General features: G+C 72.8%; 17 protein-coding genes, 1 tRNA gene and 1 pseudogene. 7 read left to right on the top strand and 12 right to left on the bottom strand.

All coding sequences use genetic code 11. From position 1 onward, the window contains the following. Positions 1-97: 97 nt before the first annotated feature. The 4 genes from mshC to ACWCQK_RS30870 all read right to left on the bottom strand — a co-directional run bounded on the left by mshC (position 98) and on the right by ACWCQK_RS30870 (position 3,591). Complete coding sequence (mshC, locus tag ACWCQK_RS30885) at positions 98-1,327, bottom strand: cysteine--1-D-myo-inosityl 2-amino-2-deoxy-alpha-D-glucopyranoside ligase (protein WP_451160532.1); 1,230 nt, start codon at positions 1,325-1,327, stop codon at positions 98-100. Positions 1,328-1,432: 105 nt separating this feature from the next. Then, the gene (locus ACWCQK_RS30880; RefSeq protein ID WP_451160530.1) at positions 1,433-2,263 is read right to left on the bottom strand and encodes an SCO1664 family protein; all 831 of its coding nucleotides are present in this window, start codon (positions 2,261-2,263) and stop codon (positions 1,433-1,435) included. Continuing rightward, positions 2,227-2,817, bottom strand: coding sequence for a DUF3090 domain-containing protein (locus tag ACWCQK_RS30875; RefSeq protein ID WP_451160528.1), 591 nt, complete (start codon positions 2,815-2,817; stop codon positions 2,227-2,229). The genes ACWCQK_RS30880 and ACWCQK_RS30875 overlap by 37 nt, the downstream gene beginning before the upstream one ends. An 87-nt stretch (positions 2,818-2,904) precedes the next feature. Continuing rightward, positions 2,905-3,591: a histidine phosphatase family protein gene (locus ACWCQK_RS30870; protein WP_451160526.1), complete on the bottom strand. Its 687-nt coding sequence runs from the start codon at positions 3,589-3,591 to the stop codon at positions 2,905-2,907. 62 nt (positions 3,592-3,653) lie between these two features. Here ACWCQK_RS30870 and corA point away from each other — a divergent pair, with 62 nt between their 5' ends. Then, positions 3,654-4,646 (top strand): magnesium/cobalt transporter CorA, encoded by a 993-nt coding sequence (corA, locus tag ACWCQK_RS30865; protein ID WP_451160540.1) that lies wholly within the window; start codon positions 3,654-3,656, stop codon positions 4,644-4,646. A 23-nt stretch (positions 4,647-4,669) separates the two neighbouring features. Here the strand turns inward: corA and ACWCQK_RS30860 are convergent, their stop codons facing one another. Together ACWCQK_RS30860 and ACWCQK_RS30855 are read right to left on the bottom strand one after the other, a co-directional pair. Further along, positions 4,670-5,458, bottom strand: a complete 789-nt coding sequence (locus ACWCQK_RS30860; protein ID WP_451160524.1) for a ferritin-like domain-containing protein — start codon at positions 5,456-5,458, stop codon at positions 4,670-4,672. 249 nt (positions 5,459-5,707) lie between these two features. Beyond that, the gene (locus ACWCQK_RS30855; protein ID WP_451160522.1) at positions 5,708-6,763 is read right to left on the bottom strand and encodes an LLM class F420-dependent oxidoreductase; all 1,056 of its coding nucleotides are present in this window, start codon (positions 6,761-6,763) and stop codon (positions 5,708-5,710) included. Between the two features lie 206 nt (positions 6,764-6,969). On the opposite strand from ACWCQK_RS30855, the gene ACWCQK_RS30850 reads away from it, so the two are divergent. After that, the gene (locus ACWCQK_RS30850) at positions 6,970-7,953 is read left to right on the top strand and encodes an aldo/keto reductase (RefSeq protein WP_451160520.1); all 984 of its coding nucleotides are present in this window, start codon (positions 6,970-6,972) and stop codon (positions 7,951-7,953) included. After that, on the top strand, positions 7,950-10,262 hold the full coding sequence (locus ACWCQK_RS30845) for a helix-hairpin-helix domain-containing protein (RefSeq protein ID WP_451160518.1): 2,313 nt from the start codon (positions 7,950-7,952) through the stop codon (positions 10,260-10,262). Before ACWCQK_RS30850 ends, ACWCQK_RS30845 begins: the two co-directional genes overlap by 4 nt. Before the next feature lie 165 nt (positions 10,263-10,427). Here ACWCQK_RS30845 and ACWCQK_RS30840 read toward each other — a convergent pair whose 3' ends face one another. Beyond that, positions 10,428-11,243 (bottom strand): hypothetical protein, encoded by an 816-nt coding sequence (locus ACWCQK_RS30840; protein WP_451160516.1) that lies wholly within the window; start codon positions 11,241-11,243, stop codon positions 10,428-10,430. 47 nt (positions 11,244-11,290) lie between these two features. Here ACWCQK_RS30840 and ACWCQK_RS30835 point away from each other — a divergent pair, with 47 nt between their 5' ends. Beyond that, positions 11,291-11,479 carry a DUF5703 family protein gene (locus ACWCQK_RS30835; protein ID WP_451160514.1) on the top strand — a complete coding sequence of 63 codons (189 nt, stop codon included), beginning with the start codon at positions 11,291-11,293 and terminating at the stop codon, positions 11,477-11,479. A 110-nt stretch (positions 11,480-11,589) separates the two neighbouring features. On the opposite strand, the gene ACWCQK_RS30830 is transcribed toward ACWCQK_RS30835, so the two are convergent. The 3 genes from ACWCQK_RS30830 to ACWCQK_RS30820 form a co-directional block, all read right to left on the bottom strand. Beyond that, positions 11,590-12,468 carry a chaplin gene (locus ACWCQK_RS30830; protein WP_451160512.1) on the bottom strand — a complete coding sequence of 293 codons (879 nt, stop codon included), beginning with the start codon at positions 12,466-12,468 and terminating at the stop codon, positions 11,590-11,592. A 105-nt stretch (positions 12,469-12,573) separates the two neighbouring features. Beyond that, complete coding sequence (chpH, locus tag ACWCQK_RS30825) at positions 12,574-12,807, bottom strand: chaplin ChpH (protein ID WP_385784729.1); 234 nt, start codon at positions 12,805-12,807, stop codon at positions 12,574-12,576. 155 nt (positions 12,808-12,962) lie between these two features. Then, positions 12,963-14,288 (bottom strand): M20/M25/M40 family metallo-hydrolase, encoded by a 1,326-nt coding sequence (locus ACWCQK_RS30820; protein WP_385784726.1) that lies wholly within the window; start codon positions 14,286-14,288, stop codon positions 12,963-12,965. A 201-nt stretch (positions 14,289-14,489) separates the two neighbouring features. Between ACWCQK_RS30820 and ACWCQK_RS30815 the strand changes: the two genes are divergently transcribed. Further along, positions 14,490-14,577 (top strand) — tRNA-Leu (locus ACWCQK_RS30815). Positions 14,578-14,663: 86 nt separating this feature from the next. Here the strand turns inward: ACWCQK_RS30815 and ACWCQK_RS30810 are convergent. Then, a complete protein-coding gene (locus tag ACWCQK_RS30810) occupies positions 14,664-15,269 on the bottom strand; it encodes an FAD-dependent oxidoreductase (protein WP_451160542.1) in 606 nt (201 codons plus the stop codon). A 190-nt stretch (positions 15,270-15,459) separates the two neighbouring features. Then, positions 15,460-15,861: pseudogene (locus tag ACWCQK_RS30805) on the bottom strand (FAD-dependent oxidoreductase); the annotation flags it as partial. Positions 15,862-16,356: 495 nt separating this feature from the next. Between ACWCQK_RS30805 and ACWCQK_RS30800 the strand changes: the two are divergent. Both ACWCQK_RS30800 and ACWCQK_RS30795 read left to right on the top strand, forming a co-directional pair. Continuing rightward, positions 16,357-16,533: a hypothetical protein gene (locus tag ACWCQK_RS30800; protein ID WP_451160510.1), complete on the top strand. Its 177-nt coding sequence runs from the start codon at positions 16,357-16,359 to the stop codon at positions 16,531-16,533. A 274-nt stretch (positions 16,534-16,807) separates the two neighbouring features. Next, positions 16,808-20,674 carry a Pls/PosA family non-ribosomal peptide synthetase gene (locus ACWCQK_RS30795; RefSeq protein ID WP_451160508.1) on the top strand — a complete coding sequence of 1,289 codons (3,867 nt, stop codon included), beginning with the start codon at positions 16,808-16,810 and terminating at the stop codon, positions 20,672-20,674. The last annotated feature ends 48 nt before the right edge of the window (positions 20,675-20,722 follow it).

Below are 20,722 nucleotides of genomic sequence, written 5' to 3'. Positions count from 1 at the left end.
TGCACTTCCGATCACCCCCCCAGCACGCGGGCGCCCCCCGTGCACGGGAGGCGCCCTCTTCCTGTGTCGGCTCGTACCTCGGCCGTCGCCGCGTCGCCTACAGGGCCACGCCCAGCAGCGCGTCCACGGCTCGCGACACCACACCCGGGGCGCCGATGTCCGTACCGCCCCACTCCTGCTGCGCGGCGGCCCAGCGGTCCACCGCCGCGAGCGCGGCCGGGGCGTCCAGGTCGTTCGCGAGCGCCTCGCGGAGCTCCTCGACGAGTGCCTCGGCGGGCGGCCCGTCGGGGCGGGACACGGCCGCGCGCCAGCGCCCGAGCCGTGCCTCGGCGTCCCGCAGTACCTGGTCGTTCCACTCCCAGTCGGAGCGGTAGTGGTGGGCGAGGAGCGCGAGGCGGACGGCGGCCGGGTCGACCCCGTCGCGCCGCAGCCGCGACACGAAGACGAGGTTGCCCCGCGACTTGGACATCTTCTCGCCGTCCAGACCGACCATGCCGGCGTGGACGTACGCCTTGGCCATGGGGAACTCGCCGGTCAGCACCTGGGCGTGCGAGGCACCCATCTCGTGGTGCGGGAAGGCCAGGTCGGAGCCGCCGCCCTGGACGTCGAAGCCCATGCCGAGGTGGTCGAGGGCGATGGCCACGCACTCGATGTGCCAGCCGGGCCGTCCGCGTCCGAGCGAACCGCCGTCCCAGCTGGGCTCGCCGTCGCGGGCGGCCATCCAGAGCATGGGGTCGAGCGGGTTCTTCTTGCCGACCCGGTCGGGGTCGCCGCCGCGCTCGGCGGACAGCAGCCGCATGGCCGCGGCGTCGAGGCCGGAGACCTTGCCGAAGTGGGTGTCGGACTCGACGGAGAAGTAGACGTCGCCGTCGAGTTCGTAGGCGGCGCCCAGGTCACGCAGGCGCTCGACGAGCGGCACGATGCCCGGTATCGCCTCGACCGCGCCGATGTACTGCCGAGGCGGCAGCATGCGCAGCGCGGTCATGTCCTCACGGAAGAGGGCCGTCTCCTGCTCGGCGAGGGCGACCCAGTCGACGCCGTCGCGCTGTGCGCGCTCCAGCAGCGGATCGTCGACGTCGGTCACGTTCTGGACGTAGTGAACCTGCCGCTTGGTGTCGAGCCACACGCGCTGCACCAGGTCGAACGCGTTGTAGGTCGCCGCGTGACCCATGTGGGTCGCGTCGTACGGGGTGATCCCGCAGACGTAGATACGGGCGACGGGACCGGGGTCGAGGGTGACCAGTCCACCGGTCGCGGTGTCGTGGATCCTCAGGTCGCGGCCCTGACCAGGCAGGGCGGGGACCTCGGAAGCGGGCCAGGCATGCATGTCATGAGCGTAACCGGACTGAAGTTCCGGATACGAACCGGAGCGGGCCGGATGGCCGGGAAGGCGTTCTTGCGCGTCACCGGCCCGCTGTGCGTGGGGGCACGGTCAGACCGGCGGCCAGGGAATCGCCGGCCATTCGCCGCTCGGCTCGGGGTGGGTTCCGGACTCCAGCAGCGCGTCGATCCGCGCGCGGGTGGCGTCGAGCTCGGCGGCGGTGATCAGCCCACCGAGCCGCACCGCCAGCGCCCCGTCCTGCTCCAGGGCGCCGCTGAGCCCCTTGAGCGCCGTCACGGCCTCCTCGGCCAGGGGCTCCCCCGCCCAGCCCCACAGCAGCGTCCGCAGCTTGTTCTCGACGTTGAAGGTGACCCCGTGGTCGATGCCGTACAGGCGGTTCTCGGCGGCGGGCAGCAGATGACCGCCCTTGCGGTCGGCGTTGTTGATCACCGCGTCCAGGACGGCGAGCCGGCGCAGCCGCACGTCGTCGGCGTGCACCAGCAGCGCGGTCCTGCCCTCACCGACCTCGGCGAAGCCGATCGCCTTCCAGCCGGGCTCGGGCTCCTCGCCGTCGACCAAGGCGAGGAGTTCGGCGTCCGGGAGCGCCTCGATCCACAGCTGGACCATTCCCTCGCCGTACGGCCCGTCGCGCAGCACGGTGGGCGGTACGAGTCCCCAGCCGGTCGCCTCGGAGACCTCGTAGGCCGCCACCTCGCGCTCGGCGAGCGTGCCGTCGGGGAAGTCCCACAGGGGCCGCTCCCCGGCGATCGGTTTGTAGATGCAGGCCGCCTCGTGACCTTCGTAGGTCACCGTGCAGTACAGCGCCGCGTTGGAGGCGTCGCGGATGCGTCCGCGCACGGTCAGCTCACCTCGCGCGAGCAGCTCGGCGGGTGTCCCGTCGGTCGTCACGCTCCGCGGCGGTATCCGTTCTGGCGCGGACATACGTGTCCTTCCGGGTCGAGCGGCAGGCTGCACAGGGGGCAGGGCGGCCGGCCGGCGTTGACGACGTCGAGGGCGCGCTTGGCGAAGGCCCGGGCCTGGGCGCCGGTCAGGCGGACCCGCAGCATCGGGGGTCCGTTCTCCTCGTCCTGGAGCAGTCGCTCCTCCGCCTCGGCGAGGTCCTCGTCGGACTCGGCTTCGAGCTCCACGAGGGCCTGCGCCTCGACGATCATGCGCTGTTCCTCACCGTCCCAGGCCAGCGCCATCGTGCCGACCCGGAACTCCTCCTCGACCGGTGTGTCGAGCGGGGCGGTGTCGGAGATCTCGGTGGGCGTTATGGCGGGCACGGCGGCGTTGCCGCCGCTACGGCGTACGACCTCGTCGAGCAGTTCTTCCATCCGCTCGGCGAGTGCGGCGACCTGGGTCTTCTCCAGGGCCACGCTGGTCACCCGGGATCCGGCGGTGGCCTGGAGGAAGAACGTACGGCGCCCGGGCAGACCGACCGTGCCGGCCACGAAGCGCTCCGGCGGGTCGTAGAGGTACACCTGACGGGACACGTCCTGTCTCCATGGGAATCGTGAGTGCGTGAACGTCCGTGCGGGAGCGTGACCGCGCGAACCGCTTCACCCTACTGCGGCCGACGATCACGGTGCGCCCGCGCCGCCCCCGACCGTGGCCTCGTCGCCCGGCGGTTCCTCGCGCGGCGCCAGGGAGGCGAAGTCACCGGTGTCCCCGAGACGCACGAGGAAGGGCCGCAGCCTGGTGTAGCGGATGACGGTGATGGAACACGGTTCCACGGAGATCCGCTGGAAGAGGTCGAGATGAAGTCCGAGCGCGTCCGCCACGAGCGACTTGATGATGTCACCGTGCGAGCACATGAGGTACACGGCGTCGGCTCCGTGATCGCGCTCCACGCGCGCGTTCCACTCGCGCACCGCCTCGGCGGCGCGGCTCTGCATGGCGCGCATGGACTCGCCGCCGGGGAAGGCGGCGGCCGACGGGTGCGCCTGGACGACCTGCATCAGGGGTTCGTCCATCAGTTCGGCGAGCTTGCGTCCGGACCAGTCGCCGTAGTGGCACTCCCCGATCCGGTCGTCGGTGTGCGCGCGCAGTCCCGGGCGGGCGTCGAGCAGCGGCTGGAGGGTCTCCTGGCAGCGCTGCAACGGGCTGGTGACGACCTCGGTGACCGGGAGGTCGGCCAGCCGCCCGGGCAGTGCGGCGGCCTGCGCGCTCCCGCGCTCGTCGAGAGCGACGCCGGGCGTCCAGCCGGCGAGCAGTCCCTCGGTGTTGGCGGTGGAACGTCCGTGCCGGACGAGGATCAACGTGGGCATGCGAACCAGCGTAGGCGCACCGAGGGGTGCGCACCGGTTTCACAGGAAGGAGAATGCGCTCCGTGATCGTCGACTGCGCCGTCTACCGCGGCGGACACCGTATCGAGGGCCCCGAGGATCTGTCGGACGCCCTGGCCGAGGCACGGGCGGCCGGCGGGTTCGTCTGGATCGGGCTGCACGAACCCTCGGAGAAGGAGTTCGGCCTGGTCACCCAGGAGTTCGGGCTGCACCCGCTGGCGGTCGAGGACGCCCTGAAGGCCCACCAGCGGCCCAAGCTGGAGGTGTACGACGACTCGCTGTTCCTGGTGCTGAAACCGGTCGTGTACGAGCCGCAGAGCGACGCCGTGTCCACCGACGAGGTCATGGTCTTCCTCGGCGACGGGTTCGTGGTGACCGTGCGGCACGGCGAGGGCTCGTCGCTGGCGGCCGTACGGCGGCGGCTGGAACAGGAGCCGCAGATCCTGGCCAAGGGCCCCACGTCCGTGCTGTACGCGATCTGCGACGGTGTCGTCGACCACTACCTGGACGTGGCGAGCGAACTCCAGACCGACCTGGAGGAGCTGGAGGCGGAGGTCTTCTCGCCGGACGGCGGCGCGCGGAACACCGCGTCCCGCATCTACACCTTCAAGCGGCAGATCCAGGAGTTCCGGCGGGCGAGCGGACCGCTGGCGCTGCCGCTGGCCCGGCTCGCGGGCACCGGGCAGTACGGTGCGTCGGTGCCGTTCGTGAACGACCGGGCCCGGCCCTTCTTCCGCGACGTCAGCGACCACCTCACGCGCGTGAACGAGTCGGTCGAGTCCCTGGACCGGCTGGTCTCGGACATCCTCTCGGCGCATCTGGCGCAGACGGGCGTGCGGCAGAACGACGACATGCGGAAGATCTCCGCGTGGGCGGCCATGGCGGCGGTCCCCACGATGATCGCGGGCATCTACGGCATGAACTTCGAGCACATGCCGGAGCTGCACTGGGTGTGGTCGTACCCGGCGCTGATCGGGCTGATGGCGGTCTTCGAGGTGCTGCTGTACCGGCAGTTCAAGCGGCGGGGCTGGCTGTAGCCGCGCGGTGCCGGCCGCGGACCTCAGGCGTACTCGGGTGCGGGGCTGGGGGAGCCGCCGAGCGCGTCGCGCCGCCGGGGCATCTCCAGGGACACCATCCGCCGCCAGCCGGCGAACCGCTCCCAGGCGTAGACGGCGTGGATGCCGGCCGCCAGCAGCGCCGACCTGGCCCTCGACCAGCCGAGGAGGCGTCCCATGTGGGCCATGACGGCGAGGCTGACGTCCCGGTAGACGAGGATCTCGGTCAGCGCGCACTCGCGCAGGGTCCGCTGGATCGCGCGGCCGTGTCCGGCACGGGCGAGGCGCAGGAGTTCCTCGTGGCAGTAGGCGAGGTGGTTGTCCTCGTCGTCGGAGATCATCTTCACGGCGTGGCCGATGTCGGGGTGGTCGGCGAAGTACCTGCGCAGCAGCCGCATCTGTTCGGAGGCCCGCTGTTCGGTGACCCGGCTGTGCGCGAGGTAGGTGACGATGTCGGAGACGGTCAGGCGCTGTTCGCCGCGGAGCTTGTCATGGGCGAGGCCGATGCCGTGCTGCTCCAGGAGCATCGTGTAGTCGGTGTCGGGCGGGACGGGGACGGGGGCCAGGCCCCGCTTCCTGATCAGGGCGTTGAAGATCCGCCCGTGCTTGTCCTCGTCGGCGCCGTGGCGGGCGATCTTGGGAGCCAGCCCGCGTGCGGCCGCCGGGACGAGCGCGGCGATCCGGCCGTTCTCCCAGCCGCCCTGCGCCTCCCCGCTGGCCGCGATGGAGCAGAAGAGCCGGAAGGCCCGGTCGTCGTCGAGGATCTCCTGGAACAGACTCTTGGCCGAAAGCATCGTGGGCACCCTCTCTGCCGGACTCCGGACTCCGCAGGATCCGCAGCACTCCGCAAAGACCGAGTCAAGTGCGGCGCGAGAGGTGGTGCAACAGGTGTGTCCGACGACTGCGCCGAAAGAATGACCCGCCGGGTCACCACGAAGGCGTAACCGCGCGGGCCCGGGCGCGTTGTTCCGCGTGACGGCCGTGGCGGGGAAGACCCCCGAGCCCCCACCACGGCCGCGGAAACGTCCTCGTCACGCCGTGGGTCACGCGAGACCGGCGAGCTCCATGGCCTCGGTGCCCGCGCGGAGCGAGGCGAGCCGCTCGTCGAGCGTGAATCCGGCCGGCGCGAGGGTCAGGGTGGTGACGCCGGCCGCCGCGTAGGCCTTCATCCGGTCCGCGATCCGCTCCACGGAACCGAGCAGCGTGGTCCGGTCGATCAGGTCCTGCGGCACGGCGGCCGCGGCGCCCTCCTTGTCGCCGGCCAGGTACTTGTCCTGGATCTCGGCGGCGGCCTTCTCGTATCCCATGCGCTGGGCGAGCTGGTTGTAGAAGTTCTGCTTGCGGCTGCCCATGCCGCCGACGTAGAGCGCGGTGTACGGGCGGAAGGTGTCGGCGAGCCGCGCCACGTCCTTGTCGTCGCCGACGGCGAGCGGGAGGGTCGGGCAGATGTCGAACCCGTCGAGGGTCTTGCCCGCCTTCTCCCGCCCGGCGCGCAGGTACGAGACGGCGGTGTCCTCGAGGTGGTCGGCCGAGGGGAAGATCAGCAGGGCGCCGTCGGCGATCTCACCGGTCTGTTCGAGGTTCTTCGGCCCGATGGCGGCGATGTACAGCGGGATGTGCTCGCGCTGCGGGTGCACGGTGAGCTTGATGGGCTTGCCCGGGCCGCCGGGCAGCGGCAGCGTCCAGTGCTCGCCTTCGTACGACAGACGCTCGCGGGTCATCGCCTTGCGCACGATCTCGACGTACTCACGCGTGCGTGCCAGCGGCTTGTCGAACTTGACGCCGTACCAGCCCTCCGAGACCTGCGGCCCGGACACGCCGAGGCCGAGGCGGAAGCGGCCGCCGGACAGCGAGTCCAGCGTCGCCGCCGTCATCGCGGTCATCGCGGGCTGACGCGCCGGGATCTGGAAGATGGCCGAACCCACGTCGATGCGCTCGGTCTGGGCGGCGACCCAGCTGAGCACGGTGGCCGCGTCGGAGCCGTAGGCCTCGGCGGCCCAGCACACGGCGTAGCCGAGCCGGTCCGCCTCCTTCGCCACCGCGAGATTGTCCGCGTCCATCCCGGCGCCCCAGTAACCGAGGTTGATCCCGAGCTGCATGCCCGATCCCCTTACCGCTCAGTAACGTCCCTTTGTGCGGAGACCTTAGCGCGGGGGCCTCCGGCCGGGGAGCCGGGTGGGGCGCGGCACGCGGGCGGGTGGCCGAACCGGCGGAGCGCGAAGCGCGGCGAGTGCGGTCCGTCCCCGCGAAATCGGTTGTCCACAGGCAACCCACGCACTACCCCTGGCCAGTAATCTCGGCGACCATGGAGCAGAGGCATCTCGGCCGCACCGGCCTGCGCGTGTCCCGCATCGGCCTGGGCACCCTCACCTGGGGCAGGGACACCGACGAGCACGACGCCGCGGACCTCTTGAAGACGTTCTGGGAGGCGGGCGGCAGCCTCGTCGACACGGCGGACGTCTACGGCGACGGCGAGGCCGAGTATCTGCTCGGACGGCTCATGGAGGGCCTCGTGCCACGCCGTGACCTGGTCATCTCGACCAAGGCCGGCAGCGTGCCGGACCCCGACCGGCGCTTCGACGGCTCGCGCGGCCACCTGCTCTCCGCGCTGGACGCCTCGCTGGCCCGCCTCGGCACGGACTACGTCGACCTGTGGCACATCCACGCCTTCGACCCGGACACCCCGCTGGAGGAGACGCTCCAGGCTCTCGACCTGGCGGTGGGCAGCGGCCGGGCGCGCTACGCCGGTGTCTCCAACTTCTGCGGCTGGCAGCTCGCCAAGGCGGGGACCTGGCAGCTGGCGGCGCCGGGGATCCGCACCCGACTGGCGAGCACGCAGCTGGAGTACTCGCTGCTCCAGCGGGGCGTGGAGCGTGAGGTGCTGCCGGCCGCGCTGGACCTCGGGATAGGACTGCTGCCCTCCTCGCCGCTCGGGCGCGGGGTCCTCACCGGCAAGTACCGTCACTCCACTCCCGCGGACTCCCGGGGCGCCTCCGAACACCTGGCGCCGTTCGTCGCGCCCTATCTCGACGACACCGCGAGCCGCATCGTGGACGCCGTGACGACCGCGGCGGACGGGCTCGCGGTGACCCCGCTCCAGGTCGCCCTCGCCTGGATCCGCGACCGGCCCGGCGTGGCCGCGCCCATCGTCGGCGCGCGCAACGCGCAGCAGCTCACGGCCGCGTTGTCAGTGGAGGCCCTTAGTCTTCCTGACGAGATCTGCCGGGCGCTCGACGACGTGTCGGCGCCCGTGCACCGCTATCCCGATCACGACTGGAGCACGCTGTGAGCACGGAGCCGGAGACCACGGAGGACGCCGGGGCACCGACCACCGCAGACCCGGAGGCCCAGGGCGCCGCCGCGGCGTCGGCGGTCCCCGCGGAGGACCCGGGGGACGGCATCGACGCTGCGAGCGGGGGCGGATCGGAGGCCGGGGACGGTACCTCGGCGTCCGCCGGAGCCGACGACCGTGACGGCACGGCACGCGAAGACGACGGCGACGGCGACGATACGGCCGCCACGGCCGCGGCCGGCGGGGAAGCGGGCGGGGAGGCCGGCGTCCAGTTGTCGGAGGCCCAGGCCGAGATCGCGGCGCAGCAACTGGAGCGGGAGCGGATCGAGCGGCGCAAGGCCGAGAAGTCGGGGCCCATCGACAGTGGGGCCAAACTCAGCGGGACGGCCGCCGACCTGCTCGCGGCCGTGCGGGCGGTGGAGAGCGGCGAGAAGCCCGTCACCACCGCGTTCGGCGGACCGGAACCCACGCCGCGCCGCGCCGCCCCCGAGCCGGTCCGGCGCCCGCAGCCGGTGGCCGCGGCGACCGGGGGCCTCGCGTCGGGGCCCGCGCCGGACTCGGTGGAAGCGGTACGGCAGGCACTGGCCGAGGGCGGCGCGCCCGAGGCACTGGCGGTCCAGGTCGCCACGGCCCTCGGCGAGGGCGCGGACGACATCCTGCGCGCCGATCCCTGGCAGCTGTTGCGGATCGCCGGAGTGCGGCCCGAGCAGGCCGACGGGTTCGCGCGGGCGCTGCTCGGCGCGGACTGCGCGCCGGACGACGAGCGGCGGGGCCGCGCGGTCACCGCCTGGCTCCTGGAGCAGGCGGCCCTGGCCGGGCACACCGCCCTGGAGATGCCTGCGCTCACGACCGCGCTGGCCCAGCGGGGCGTGCCGGAGCCGGACGCGGCCGTCCAGAGCGCGCTCGCGGAGGGCGAGGCCCTCGTCTTCCAGGACGCCCTGGACGAACCGGGGGCCGCGGCCGGGCGGCGGGCCGACACGGAGGACCCCGAGGAGGAGGAGGAGCCCCGCCCGGTCCGGATCCTGGTCGGCCTGGAGCGGTACGCGCTCGCCGAGGAGAGCCTCGCCGACGCTCTCGCGCGCGTGGTCAACTCCGCGGCCAAGGACGCCGCGGCGGACTGGGAGCCGGCGGCGGCCTCGGCCACCGGCAGCGCGGCGGAGCTGATCCGCGCGGTCGCCGGACACGGCCTGGTGCTGCACACGGGCGGCGAGGCGGCCCGCGCCGAACCGGCGGCCCTGCTCGGCGCGGCCCGCGCGCTGGGCCTGCGCGCCGTCGCGGCCTGCCACACGGCCGACGGCCGCGATCGGCTCGGTGCCACGCTCGACATCGCGCTCGGCGGCGCGGGGGGCGCCGGTGTCGTCACCGTCGCCGGGCTGCTGTCCGGCGCCGAGGGCCCCGGGCGGGACCCGGAAGGCGCGCTGGACCTGGACCTGCTGGTCCTGCTGGACGCGCCGCAGCTCGACGTGGAGAGCGCCGCGATGGTGGCGGAGTCGCTGCCCGACGGCGCCCGGCTGGTGCTGAGCGGTGATCCGGCGGTGCTGTGGTCGGCCGGACCCGGCCGGGTCTTCGCCGATCTGCTCGCCGCGCGGGTCTGTCCGCAGGTCGCCTCGCGCACCCCGGACCCCGGTCCGCTCGGTGAGCTGGTCTCCGGTGTCGGCGCCGGCGAGCTGAACCAGGTCGACGCGCCCGGCAAGGAGATCGTGATCGTGCCGGTGCGGGACGCGGGCGAGGCCGTGCACCGGACCGTGCAGCTCGTCGCCGACTCGGTGCCGCGGGCCTTCGGTGTGCCCGCCGAGCAGACGGTGGTGATCACCCCCGGTCATGGCGGCGCGGCCGGCACCCGTGCGCTCAACGCGGCGCTCAAGGAGCGGCTCAACCCCGGCCCCGGACGGTTCGGCGGCTTCGACCCCGGTGACCGGGTCGTCCACTCCCCCGGTCCCGGGCGCGCGCTGCCGGGCCAGGTGGTCAAGGCCGACGCCGAGGGGCTGCACCTGTCGTGCGCGGGCGAGCCCGTCGTCGTACCGAGGGAGCGGGTGGAGCAGTCCGTGCGGCACGGATGGGCGCTGACCGCGCACCAGGCGGTGGGCGGCAGATGGCCCGCGGCGGTCGTGGTGCTGCCGGGCGACGCCGCGCAGGCGCTCAGCCGGCCCTGGATCTACACGGCGTTCGGCCGCGCGGAGCGGCATCTGTCGGTGGTGCACGGCGTGGAGCAGGCGCTGCCGAAGGCCGTCGCCGAGGCGCCGGCGAAGCCCCGCACGACCCGGCTGCCCGCCCTGCTGCGCAGCCAGGTGCCGACGGCGGGCTGACCGGGTCCGGCCAGGAGCGCGCGGAGCGCGGGGAGTGGCCGAGCAGCGGCGGAACAACGATGACGGCGGCGCCGGGAGAGGTGTCTCCCGGCGCCGCCGTCATCAGCGCCACATCGGCCGAACCGGCGTCGCCCGGCCGGGACCGTCCGGCCCGGCCGGAGCCCGCTAGCGGCGGTCGGCGTCCAGCCGCTCCAGGTCCGGGTCCTCGGCGTCGTCCGGATCGGCGTCGAGGTCGGCTTCGAGATCCGCGTCGAGGTCGTCGTCGACGGCGTCCTCCTGGAGGTCGTCCTCCAGATCGTCGCCCTCGTCATCGGCCTCGACCTCGTCCGGGTCGTCGGCATCGTCCGGGTCATCGGCGTCATGAACATCATCGGTGTCGTCGTCGAACACCGCGCTGACGTCGAAACGGCAGACCACCCGCTGCGGGTCGACCTGCTCGAACGGGGCCTCCAGCCACTCTCCGGGGTCGGCCTGTTCGTCCGCGGCCGTCACCCAGAGCGTGGAGTCGCCCTCCTCCAGTCCGAACTCCTTGTGCCGGGAGGCGATCTCGTCCGGCTCGAACTCGCCGAACAGGATGCCGAGCGCCCCGTGGACCGTACCGGCGACGTCCTCGCCCACGCCCTCGTCGTACTCCGCCGCCTCGACCCGCTGGGCCTGCGCCAGCAGCCGCTGGGGCTCCGCCACGGCGTAGTCGCGGCGGATCAGCACACTGATCGCGCTCGGTTCCTCGGGGCCCGCGTACGGCGGCAGCGAGTCGTCCGCACCGGGGATCTCGAAGGGCGTGACCTCGTCGTAGCGGTCGTAGAGCAGCTCGTCGTAGACCTCGGCGGCCGCGGCCAGCTGGTTGAACGCTTCGTAGACGGCCGGATCGTCCTCACCCGACCTGCGTTCGACCGCGGCCAGGTGGCGGTCGAGCGCGGTCTTGACCGCCTCGGCGGCGGCTCGTACCTCGGCAGCGGTGGGCTGCGCAGCATCAGACATAGTGCAGACGCTATCCGTACCGAGCCCCAGCCCGCACAATAGATGCGATGCCGGAATACGAATTTGTCGACGTGTACGTACCGCGCGGGGTTACCCGCAAGGACGCCACACGTCTGCTGACGGACCATGCCGAGTACGGACACTGGGAGTTGGACCGTCTCAGCCTGATGCGGGACGGCAGCCGCAGGGTGCGGCTGCGCCGGCGGATCATCCGCCAGGTAAGAGCCACGTGGTGAGCTGAGGCGGCGCGACAACGGAGCGGGCCCCGCCGAGGCGGGGCCCGCTCCGTTGTGTCGACCGTCACGTCGAGACCGTGTCGACCCTCACGTGAAGGCCGTGCCGACCGTCACACCGAGGCGCGTGCCTTGCGGTAGAGGACGGCTCCCGCCAGCAGCGCGCCCGCGCCGACCGGGAGGACGAGTCCCATCGGCAGCTCGCTGCCGGTCTGCGCCAGCTGCGCGGTGCCGTGGGACTGGCTGCTCACCGACCGCGGGGCCGGCCGGTTGACGTGCGGAGCGGTGCCCGGCGTCTCGTGGTGCGCCACGGGCGGAATGTTCCGCGTTTCGGGGTGCCCGGGAGTGCCGGGCTCTTCCGGCGGCGTCGCACCGACACCGGAGGGCGGGGTGTGGTGACCGTTGCCGCAGTCGTTGCCGAAGGCGGGGTTGGCGATGCCGATGACGTCCACGCTGTTGCCGCAGACCTCCACCGGCACGTCCACCGGTACCTCGACGTGGTTCCCGGAGCCCACCCCGGGCGAACCGCCGGTGTGCCCACCGGCGTGCGCGCCACCGGACCCACCGTGACCGCCGGAGCCGCCGTGACCGGCATGGCCACCGTGACCGCCGTGACCGGAGCCACCGTGACCGCCGTGGCCCGTGTGGCCGCCACGACGGCCGAAGCCGCCGTGACCTCCATGGCCGCCACGGTCGCCGTAGCCATCGTGATCGTCATGGCCGTAACCGCCGGACGGGGAACCGCCCCCGCCGCGGTTGGCGCATTTGTTGCCCATGGCCGGGTTGAGGACGCCGACCACGTCGACCGTGTTTCCGCACACGTTCACCGGCGCGTTCACCGGTGCCTGCACGGTATTGCCGGACAGTACGCCCGGAGAATTCGAACTGGAGCCGCTCGCCCCGGAGTCGGCGTGGGCATAACCACCGGCGGCGGCCATCGCACCGGTCGCCGCCATCATGGTCATGAGGCCTTTACGGGTGACCTCTCGCATGCTGAATTCCTGTCTTTGACCTTTGCCTGGAAAGACCGGTCGGCCCCGGAGCGCATGGCGCGCGCTCCGGGGCCGACGGCATGGACGACCCTCAGAAGGGCGACGTCAGTCGTTGACGCAGGTGTTGCCGAAGGCGGGGTTCAGCAGCCCGATCACCGAGATCGTGTTGCCGCAGACGTTCACCGGCACGTGAACGGGCACCTGAATGACGTTGCCGGACGCGACGCCCGGGGAGTGCACGGCGGCACCCTGGGCACCGGAGTCGGCGACAGCCAGGCCCGCGCCCGCGAGAACCAGACCACCGGTGGCAGCCGCAGCAGCGACGACCTTCTTGATCATTATTCCTCCTTGTTGGCAAAGCGATCCAAAGCCGCGGATCGCATCACCAGTAACGAGGAGGTCCAGCCGAGGCTACGAGCTAATGAGACCATTCACTCTTCTCAGCAACGACCGCACGCGCTGCCGATTCCGAAGTGTCGTTTCCCCGGGCGCATTCAGGACGCGTCGATGAACCGGTCGAGCACGCGCACGCCGAACTGGAGGCCGTCCACGGGCACGCGCTCGTCGACGCCGTGGAACATGCCGGCGAAGTCCAGCTCAGGCGGCAGCTTCAGCGGAGCGAAGCCGAAGCCCCGGATGCCCAGGTCGTCGAAGGACTTCGCGTCCGTGCCGCCGGAGAGCATGTAGGGGATCGCCTTCGCGGCCGGGTCCTCGGCGAGCAGCGCGGACTGCATGGCGTCCACGAGCGCCCCGTCGAAGGTGGTCTCGACGGCCTTGTCCGTGTGCACGTCCTCACGTCGTACGTGCGGCCCCAGGATCCGGTCGAGGTCGGTCAGGAACTCCTCCTCGAAGCCGGGCAGGAAACGGCCGTCGACGTGCGCGGTCGCCTCGCCCGGGATCACGTTGACCTTGTAACCGGCGTTCAGCTGGGTGGGGTTGGCGGTGTTGCTCAGGGTCGCGCCGATGAGCTTGGCGATGCCGCCGAGCCGGGCGAGGGTGCCCTCCATGTCCTCCGGGTCGAGCTCGGTGCCGAGCGCGTCGCCGAGTTCGTCGAGGAAGGCCCGGGTCGTCTTGGTGACCCGCACCGGGAAGCGGTGCCGGCCGAGCCGGGCGACGGCCTCGGAGAGCTCGGTGATCGCGTTGTCCCGGTGGATCATCGAGCCGTGCCCGGCCGTGCCGGCCACGGTCAGCTTCATCCAGTGCATGCCCTTCTCGGCCGTCTGGATGAGGTAGAGCCGGCGCTGCTCGCTGACGGTGAACGAGAACCCGCCCACCTCGCTGATCGCCTCGGTGACGCCGTCGAAGAGGTCACGGTGGTGGTCGACCAGGTAGCGGGCGCCGTAGGTACCGCCCGCCTCCTCGTCGGCGAGGAACGCCAGCACGATGTCGCGGGGCGGCCGGCGCCCGCTGCGCAGCCGGTCGCGCACGACCGCGAGCGTCATCGCGTCCATGTCCTTCATGTCGACCGCGCCGCGGCCCCACACGCAGCCGTCCGCGACCTCGCCCGAGAACGGGTCGTGGGTCCAGTCGGCCGCGTTGGCCGGTACGACGTCGGTGTGGCCGTGGATCAGCAGGGCGGGCCGGGACGGGTCCTCACCCTCGATCCGGGCCACGGTGGAGGCGCGCCCCGGGTGCGACTCGAAGATCCGCGGTTCGAGGCCGACCTCGGCGAGCTTCTCGGCGACGTACTCGGCCGCCTTGCGCTCACCCGGACCCGAGTGGTCGCCGTAGTTGCTGGTGTCGATCCGGATCAGCTCGCGGCAGAGGTCGACGACCTCGTCCTCGCCGGTGACGCCCTTGGCCGTGTCCGTCTGGCTCACGCTGGTTCCTCCCGCTGTCACTGCTGGTGGTTCCCTTCATCCTCTCTCTCCCCAGCCCGCCGCCCAAGACCGCTCCCGGTCCGTCACACCCCGTTCACGCGGGGCGGGCGGCCGCCCCGGCGACCTGTGATCGGCCACCCCCGAAAGCCTGGTAATGTTTACGTCGTCGCCGCGAGGGAAGCCCCGCGCGACAGACACCTTGTCCGGGTGGCGGAATGGCAGACGCGCTAGCTTGAGGTGCTAGTGCCCTTTATCGGGCGTGGGGGTTCAAGTCCCCCCTCGGACACCAGCCGAATCCCCCCCGGCCGCTCAGCGGCCGGGGGGGATTCGTCGTTTCCGCCCGCGACGCTCGCGGACGGCCGAGTCCGTCGGGTGTCATGGGCCCCGTCGAGGGGGCGGTCTGATTCCGCAAGATTCCTGCCCGCCCGGATCGCCCGGATCGCCCGGAGAAGTGCCAGGTCCCGCCCACCGCTCAACCCTCGCGCCTCCTGCGAACGGCAGTTCGCGCACGACGAGTTCGTCCCGTGGGGCGATGGGTGAGTCGAGCGTGACGAAGTAGTCGCGGCGGGCGGTGAAGCCCTGGAGGGCGTTCATGTAGTAGGCGACCCAGGTGCGGGGGCTGCCGTCGACCGTCTTCACGCCGTAGTTCCAGCTCTGCCAGCGCTCGCGGCGGGGCGGCATGCTGGAGGGGTCGGTGTGCAGGACCGCCCGGGTGGAGCTGTAGCGGACCTTGCCGAGGATCTCCGTCTGGCGGGGGGTCGGGCGCTCCAGCAGGGCGAGGGTCTCGTCGGCGTGCGCGGCGAGCACGGCGTAGTCGTGGCGTTCCTCGCCGGCCGCGGTGGCGACGACGACCGTGCCGTCGGGCTCCTCGCGGACGCGGGTGACGGGCGTGCCGGTGCGGACCCGGCCGTTGACGGCGGACCCTGCGGACGTACTCGATGCTGCCTCCCGAGACCGTCTTCCAGGCCACCGAGCGGCCACCGAGGCCGCCGGGGTCGTGGGACATGAAGAAGGCGATGACGGTGGTGGCGGGCATCTCCCAGATGAGTTCCGCGGGGACCGACCAGACGGCGGTGGCGAGCAGCACGACATAGCCGTACCTGAAGGCGTCGGTGTAGCCGCCGCGGTCGAGGTACTCGCCGAGCGACAGGTCGGTGCGTTTGCGCAGGAAGTCCCGGGGCGCCTCGCGGTGGAAGCGTTCCGCGTCCCGCCACAGGGGGAGGAAGTCCGCCGGGTAGCGGGCGGTGATCTCGTCCTCGGTGAGCTCGAACTCGGCGGTGCCGTAGTCGTATCCGCGGTCCAGGTCGAAGAAGTCGAAGCCGCCGGTGTGGTCGATGGCCCTCGCGCCGAGCTTCTCGAAGAACGCGGTGAGGTCGGGGTACGTACGGGCGTTGAAGACCACGAACGCGGTGTCGACGCCGATCGTCCGGCCGTCCTCGTCGACCTCCACGGTGTGGGCGTGACCACCGGGGCGGTCCTGGCTCTCGTAGACGGTGACGTCGACGTCTTCCGGCAGGTGGTACGCGGCGGAGAGACCGGATATTCCGGCTCCGACGACAGCGACTCGGGTCATGGCGGGTGGGCACCTCGGCTCGAACGGTTCTCCGGACAGGGCACGTTGTGGGAGCGGGCTCGTTGAGCGACGGCCGACGCGCAGAGGGCTGATACCTCTGAAGGGGGCGGTCCGCGAGTTGCCCGGCGGATGGCGCAGAAGAACCGTAGGCCGGGCCGGAAATCGAGGTCAAACGGTCCATCGGTGCGCGGGAACCGCCGATCGAAGGCTCCGATGACGGCCCGGAGGGGGTGTCCGGATCGGCCAGGAGCGCGGCACCGCGGGCGCGGGCCCGGACCGCCGGCTGCGTCCGGGGATGAAGGGCTCGGTGTTCGTGTTCTGGAACACCGAGCGGGACCAGCTACCGGTCGCCTGGGACGAGGCCCGGCGGCGGCTGGACCAGCAGGCCGACAAGGAGGCACAGGCGACATGAGTACGGTTTCGGCCGAGTCCGAGGACGCCGGGTCGGGACACCCGTCGGCCCCCTCGGCACCCCCGGCTCCGTAGGTGACGGCCGTGGCCCGGTACGGCGGCAGCGGTTCGGGGCGCTCGTCGCCGCCGATCGCGGACTCCGTGCGGGAGGCGTTCACGGCGGGTGTGCACAGTTCGCTGTGGGTGGTCGCGGGCGTGGCCTTCGTGGCCGCCGTCCTCGCCTCGGCACTGCTCGCGGGGCGCCGCCCGGCAGCGGGTTAACGGCGCTCCGCCCCAACGAACGGCTCCCGACCGCCGGTTGTGTGGGCCATCTCTCCCCGGCTCGGCAGAACCGCAGGTCAGAGGCGGTCTGTCGGGCCGCCGCAGCCCTCCGTGCACCCCCCGGACGGCCCTCCCGAGTGGCAGCGCCAAAGGCCCGAGCCTAGCGTCGTACTAAGATTTCCGGTTTGTTACGGTGCCGAGCCGGACAACCCCAGGCAGACCTGCGGGCCCGACGGCGCCCCGGAGGCTTCCGGGATCGAGACGCGAGGACCCGATGGCAGCCATACACGAGAGCAGTGTTCTCGGCGTGCTCGACGACGAGATCCGCGCACGGTTCGGCGATCGAGCACGCTTCTCCGGGGGCCAGGCCGCCTCCCCGCGCACGCTCGTCGACGTCTTCGACGCGTCCGTGCGCTCGCACCCCGACGAGCTCGCCCTCGACGACGGCACGGTCCGCCTCAGCTACCGCGGGCTCGCCGTGGAGGTGGAGAAGCTGCGCCGCCGGCTGGCGGCGGCCGGGGTCGGCCTCGGCGACCGCGTGGGCGTCCGCGTCCCCTCCGGCACCAACGACCTGTACGTGGCGATCCTCGCCGTGCTCGCGGCCGGTGCCGCCTATGTCCCGGTGGACGCCGAGGACCCGGACGAGCGGGCCGAGCTGGTCTTCGGGGAGGCTCAGGTGAGGGCGGTCGTCGGCGCCGGTCACGACCTCACCGTCAACGGCCGCTCGGACACCCCGGCGGGCCGCCCCGACGCCGGGCACGACGCCTGGATCATCTTCACCTCCGGTTCCACCGGCAAGCCCAAGGGCGTCGCCGTCACCCACGGCAGTGCCGCCGCCTTCGTCGACGCGGAGGCCGCGCTGTTCCTCACCGACGACCCGATCGGGCCCGGCGACCGGGTCATGGCCGGGCTGTCGGTCGCGTTCGACGCGTCCTGCGAGGAGATGTGGCTGGCCTGGCGCTACGGCGCCTGCCTGGTGCCGGTCCCCCGCTCCCAGGTCCGCAGCGGCGCCGACCTCGGCCCCTGGCTGGTGGAGCAGGAGATCACCGTCGTCTCCACGGTGCCGACGCTGGCCGCGCTGTGGGAGCCCGAGACTCTCAACGACGTACGGCTGCTGATCTTCGGCGGCGAGGCCTGCCCGCCCGAGCTGGTGCAGCGGCTGGTGACCGAGGGCCGCGAGGTCTGGAACACGTACGGGCCGACCGAGGCGACCGTCGTGGCCTGCGCGGCCCTGATGTCCGGCGAGGAGCCGGTGCGGATCGGGCTGCCGCTGCGCGGCTGGGAGCTGGCCGTCGTCGACGAGGCCGGGGAACCGGTGGCGATGGGCGACAGCGGGCAGCTGGTCATCGGCGGGGTCGGGCTCGCCCGGTATCTCGACGCCGAGAAGGACGCGGAGAAGTACGCGCCGCTGCCGTCGCTCGGCTGGGAGCGGGCCTACCGCAGCGGCGACCTGGTGCGGGCCGACCCGGAGGGACTGGTGTTCCTGGGCCGGGCCGACGAACAGATCAAGCTCGGCGGGCGCCGGATCGAGCTCGGCGAGGTGGACGCGGCTCTCCAGGCGCTTCCGGGGGTCGCGGGCGCCGCGGCCGCCGTACGCACCGCCCGCAGCGGCAACCAGCTCCTGGTCGGCTATGTCGTCATCCAGGACGGCTGGGACCAGGCGGCGGCCGTCGAGAAGCTGCGCGCCGAGCTCCCGGCCGCCCTGGTCCCCCTGCTCGCCCCGGTCGACGACCTGCCGACCCGGACGTCCGGCAAGGTGGACCGCAACGCCCTGCCCTGGCCCCTGGAGGGCCTGGAGAGCGGCACCCGGACCGAGCAGCTCTACGGCACCGAGGCGTGGCTCGCCGAGCAGTGGACCGAGGTCCTCGGCATCCCCGTGGCCGGTGCCGGCGACGACTTCTTCGCGATCGGCGGCGGCAGCCTGGCGGCCGCCCAGCTCACCACCCGGCTGCGCACCCGCTACCCGAGCGCCGCCGTCCTCGACATCTACCAGCAGCCGACCCTGCGCAAGCTGGCCCAGCGTCTCGAGGCCTCGGTGCAGAAGGCAGGCGAGAGCCGCCTCATCGCCCCGGTGCCCCGGCGCGCCCAACTGGTCCAGCTGCTTCTGCTCGTTCCGCTGTTCACCGTGCTCGGGCTGCGCTGGACGGTCGCGCTGGCCGCGGTCGGCAACGTACTGCCCGGGTACTCCTGGCTGCCGACGGCGCCCTGGTGGCTGGTGGTGGCCGGGGCCGTGCTGTTCTACAGCCCGCCGGGCCGCCTCGCGATCGCGGCGGGCGGGGCCCGGCTGCTGCTGCGGGGCGTGAAGCCCGGCCGGCACGCGCGGGGCGGCGGCGTCCATCTGCGGCTGTGGACCGCCGAGCGGCTGGCCGAGTTCAGCGGGGCGACCTCGCTGACCGGCTCCTGGCTGGAGCGCTACGCACGCGCGCTGGGCGCCAAGGTGGGCCCGGACGTGGACCTGCACTCGCTGCCGCCGGTCACCGGCCTGCTCAAGCTGGGCCGGGGCGCGGCCGTGGAGTCCGAGGTCGACCTCTCCGGGTACTGGCTGGACGGCGACCGGCTGGAGATCGGCGCCATCAAGGTGGGCGCGCACGCCGTGGTCGGCACGCGCAGCATCCTGTTTCCGGGCGCCCGGGTGGGCAAGCGGGCCGAGGTGGCCCCCGGCTCGGCGGTCACCCGGCAGATCCCGACCGGCCAGCGCTGGGCGGGCGCGCCCGCGGTCAAGCTCGGCAAGGCCAAGCGCAACTGGCCCAAGGAGCGGCCGCAGCGGGGCCGGTATTGGCGGGTGATGTACGGCGTGACGGGCGCGGCGCTGACGCTGCTTTCGGTGGCTGCGGCCGGTGCCGCGCTGCTGGTCGCCCGGCAGTTCGTGACGCCCGGTACCGGTCTCGGCGGGGCCCTGCGGGGCGCCGCGCTCGCGCTGGTGCCCGCCACGCTCGCCTACGGCCTGGCGTACGCGCTGCTGCTGCTGGTGGGTGTACGGCTGCTGAGTCTGGGCCTGCGCGAGGGCACGCACCCCACGCACAGCAGGGTCGGCTGGCAGGCGTGGACGGTCAGCCAGCTGATGGACCGCTCCCGCCAGACGCTGTTCCCGCTGTACGCCGGGCTGGCCACGCCGGTGTGGCTGCGGCTGCTGGGGATGCGGATCGGGCGGGGCGCGGAGGTGTCCACGGTGCTCGCGCTGCCCAGCCTGACCACGGTCGGCGAGGGCGCGTTCCTGGCCGACGACACCCTGACCGCGCCGTACGAGCTCGGCGGCGGCTGGGTGCGGATCGGGCGCGCGGAGATCGGACGGCGGGCCTTCCTCGGCAACTCGGGGATGACCGCGCCGGGCCGGTCGGTGCCGGACGGCGGTCTGGTCGGCGTGCTGTCCGCGACGCCGAAGAAGGCGAAGAAGGGCAGCTCCTACCTGGGGCTGCCGCCGGTGAAGCTGCCGCGTGCCGCAGACGCCTCGGACCAGAGCCGGACCTACGACCCGCCCGCCCGGCTGCTGTGGGCGCGCGGCCTGGTGGAGCTGTGCCGGATCGTGCCGGTGTTCTGCTCCGCGGCGCTCGCCGTGGCGACGGTGGCGGCGCTGTGCGCCCTGGGCGGCTGGGCTCCGGCGCTGTCGGGGCTGGTGCTGCTCGCGGCGGGAGCGGTCGCGGGTCTCATGTCGGTGGTGGCCAAGTGGCTGCTGGTGGGACGGCACCGCGCCGCGGAGCATCCGCTGTGGAGCGGGTTCGTGTGGCGCAACGAGCTGGCGGACACCTTCGTGGAGGTCGTGGCGGTGCCCTGGCTGGCCGGCGCCGTACCGGGTACCGCGGTGATGACGGCGTGGCTGCGCGGGCTCGGCGCGCACATCGGCCGGGGTACCTGGGTGGAGAGCTACTGGCTGCCGGAGACGGACCTGGTGACCCTGGAGGACGCGGCGACCGTGAACCGTGGAAGTGTGCTCCAGACCCACCTGTTCCACGACCGGATCTTGCGGACGGGTACGGTGGTCCTCCGTGAGGGCGCCACCCTGGGTCCTGGCGGGATCGTGCTGCCCGGCAGCACGATCGGGGCCCGTACCACCCTGGGTCCCGCGTCGCTCGTCATGGCGGCGGAGTCCGTCCCCGACGACACCCGCTGGCTCGGCAACCCGATCGAAGCATGGCGTACCTGAGCGCGGGCCTCTCGGAGCCGGTGGGCGACGCAGCACCGGCACGGAGGA

It is taken from the genome of Streptomyces sp. NPDC002306, from assembly GCF_053593435.1.
This window is presented reverse-complemented; position numbering and strand designations above follow the sequence as displayed.

Coding starts and splice junctions, on each gene's coding strand:
- mshC (WP_451160532.1), bottom strand. CDS start 1,327: ATGCATGCCTGGCCCGCTTCCGAGGTCCCCGCCCTGCCTGGTCAGGGC.
- ACWCQK_RS30880 (WP_451160530.1), bottom strand. CDS start 2,263: ATGTCCGCGCCAGAACGGATACCGCCGCGGAGCGTGACGACCGACGGG.
- ACWCQK_RS30870 (WP_451160526.1), bottom strand. CDS start 3,591: ATGCCCACGTTGATCCTCGTCCGGCACGGACGTTCCACCGCCAACACC.
- ACWCQK_RS30860 (WP_451160524.1), bottom strand. CDS start 5,458: ATGCTTTCGGCCAAGAGTCTGTTCCAGGAGATCCTCGACGACGACCGG.
- ACWCQK_RS30855 (WP_451160522.1), bottom strand. CDS start 6,763: ATGCAGCTCGGGATCAACCTCGGTTACTGGGGCGCCGGGATGGACGCG.
- ACWCQK_RS30850 (WP_451160520.1), top strand. CDS start 6,970: ATGGAGCAGAGGCATCTCGGCCGCACCGGCCTGCGCGTGTCCCGCATC.
- ACWCQK_RS30840 (WP_451160516.1), bottom strand. CDS start 11,243: ATGTCTGATGCTGCGCAGCCCACCGCTGCCGAGGTACGAGCCGCCGCC.
- ACWCQK_RS30835 (WP_451160514.1), top strand. CDS start 11,291: ATGCCGGAATACGAATTTGTCGACGTGTACGTACCGCGCGGGGTTACC.
- ACWCQK_RS30830 (WP_451160512.1), bottom strand. CDS start 12,468: ATGCGAGAGGTCACCCGTAAAGGCCTCATGACCATGATGGCGGCGACC.
- chpH (WP_385784729.1), bottom strand. CDS start 12,807: ATGATCAAGAAGGTCGTCGCTGCTGCGGCTGCCACCGGTGGTCTGGTT.
- ACWCQK_RS30795 (WP_451160508.1), top strand. CDS start 16,808: ATGGCAGCCATACACGAGAGCAGTGTTCTCGGCGTGCTCGACGACGAG.